Annotated in this window: 2 protein-coding genes and 1 pseudogene; all 3 read right to left on the minus strand. The window is 66.9% G+C overall.

Annotated elements, in window-relative coordinates; translation table 11 throughout:
• A pseudogene (locus ABNU97_RS17655) lies at positions 1-610 on the minus strand (nonribosomal peptide synthetase MxaA); the annotation flags it as partial.
• The gene (locus ABNU97_RS17660; protein ID WP_123632190.1) at positions 607-1,452 is read right to left on the minus strand and encodes a VWA domain-containing protein; all 846 of its coding nucleotides are present in this window, start codon (positions 1,450-1,452) and stop codon (positions 607-609) included. The pseudogene ABNU97_RS17655 and the gene ABNU97_RS17660, both read right to left, overlap by 4 nt.
• Positions 1,453-1,454: 2 nt before the next feature.
• A partial coding sequence (locus tag ABNU97_RS17665; RefSeq protein WP_348767977.1) for a MoxR family ATPase occupies positions 1,455-2,283 on the minus strand: 829 nt, incomplete at its 5' end.

A 2,283-nucleotide genomic window follows, 5' to 3' on the forward strand; every position in this document is an offset into this window, starting at 1 on the left:
ACCCGGGCAGACGATCGCTGATCCATGCCCAGGCGAGCACCGCCACCCATGCGATGACGACACTGATCAGGGCAGTCCGGCGGGGCGCGGCGACATCGCGCAGGCCCGGCCGTTCGTCCGGCAGCATGATGTCGTTGTCCTGACTGCCGAATTCGGCTTCGGACTGCAGCTCGATCAACGGCGACATCGTGAACGCAAAGCCCGGCACACGGGCCTCGATGACGTCATCGTCGGGCCCGACCGCGCGTACCGTAAACGACGGCAGTTCCCGGCGGCCCGCCTGCAGCGGCGCATAGAACAATTGATAGACGAAGGTGGCCTCGACCCGACCACCACGTTCGTCCAGGGCGTCGAACGAAAGCGCGACCAGATCCAGCCAATAATTCAACTTGCCTTGCCCGGGCAGCGACGTCCGTTCGAGCCGGTAGCCGTCCGGTAGCGTGAAGCGTACGCCGCGCGTGAGCCGGTCGCCGACGACATGGCCGTAGGCACGCGGGTTCTTGACGGCCACGTCGATATCCGCGGCTCGAGCCGGCGTGACACCGATGGCGAGCGCAAGCATGAGCCCCAACAGCCACGAGGAACCGACAATGGCGCTAGAGTGGGTCATGCCGTACGTAGGAAATGATCGGTCAGGACGCTGGCATCGAAGCGTGCGCCAGCGAACAACGGCCGCCGGCCCTGGCGCATGAACTGGCGCGCCAGATACGCACGGCGCTCGGCGTAGGCTCGCCGCAGGCGTTCGGCGAGCCGCGGACGCATATACAGCGTGCGCCGCCGTCCGGTCTCCGGATCCTGCAGGCTCATCAGGCCGCGCCGCGGCAGCGCCGAATACTCGCGCTCGTGCCAGACGACAACCGGCACCACGTCGTGGCGCGCCAAGCCGTCGAGCACGCCGTCGAGCTCACGCGTCGTCCAGTGGAAATCCGATACCAGAAAGACAAGCGCGCGCTCGCGCGGCAGGCGCGTGGCAAGCGCGCGCGGCTCGCCCAGGCGCCGCCCGAGCGACGGTCCCTCTTGCAGGCACTCGATCACGCCTTGCGCAGCGCCGCGCTTGAAAGTCGGCGGCAGGTGCAATGCGCGAGCCCCATCGTCGAGCGTCAGCAGACCAAAGGCATCGCCGGTAGCGGTCGCCGAGCGCGCAGTCGCATCCGCGAACGCCGCCGTGAAGGCCGCTTTGTCGCCGAAGCGCATGGAGGCGGAGCGATCCACCAGCAGCATGACCGGGATGGCCGCGCGCTGTCGGAAGACCCGCGTATACAGCATGCCGTACGGGTCTCGTACGCTCGCATTCAGATCGAGGCGCCGCGGGTCGGGATGATCCAGCAGCGACGCATAGCCGGAGAACAGCTGCCCCATACCCGAGCGCTGGCTCGTGTGCGCACCCGGGCGCATGCTCTGTGGGCGCCAGCGAATACGGTAGACGAATTCGCGCTGGGTTTCGGCGATCATACTCACGGCGCGGCGATACGGGCGAGCGCCGCGTCGAGCAACCGTCCGATGATCTCATCGCGCCGCAGCTCGTAGATCGGATTGAAGAAGAGGCGGTGGCCGGCGGTCTCGGCGAACACGGCGCGTATGTCCTCGGGCACCACCATGTCACGCTCGGCGAGCCAGGCGTTCACGCGGGCCGCACGGATCATCATGCTCATGCCGCGCGGACTGCCGCCACCGGCGATCAGCGTGTTGACGTCGACATCGTCGAGCTGGATGCCCGCGGCGGCCGGATCGCGCATGGCCTGCCAGAGGTCCAGGGCATAGTTCTGGAGGGTTTCGCTGACGCTGATCGCGTTCTGCAGTTCGCTCGCGAAGGCGTTGAGCGCGGTGTAATCGACCAGCCCCTCGTCGACACTTTCGATCAAGGCGTCCGCGTCGTGGAACTTCGGATCGAACATCAGCGCGCGCCGGGCCTCGCGCGTTTCCGGCGCGGCGATACCGATCTCCATGAAGAACCGGTCGCGGGCCGCCGCCGGCAGCTCGAACGTTTCCTCGCGCTCGACACGATTGCGATCCGCGAATACCAGCAGGTGCGGAAAGTGGTGCTCCCGGTTGAACGCATTCATGGACCGCTCGGCCATCAACCGCAGCAGCAGCGAGTGCACCTGCGGCCGGGCACGGTTGATCTCGTTGAAGAAAAACGTGGCCAGCGATTCGCCGTGGCGTAATACCGGCCCGGGCTCGACGCGCGGCTTGCCGTCTTCGTCGATATAGGTGTGATACGCCAGATCGGACGGCATGAGATCGACGGTGCCTTCGAGGCGCTCGTAGCCGCCGCCGAGACCG

The sequence above is a fragment of the uncultured Salinisphaera sp. genome, assembly GCF_964012375.1.
Taxonomy (GTDB): Bacteria; Pseudomonadota; Gammaproteobacteria; order Nevskiales; family Salinisphaeraceae; genus Salinisphaera.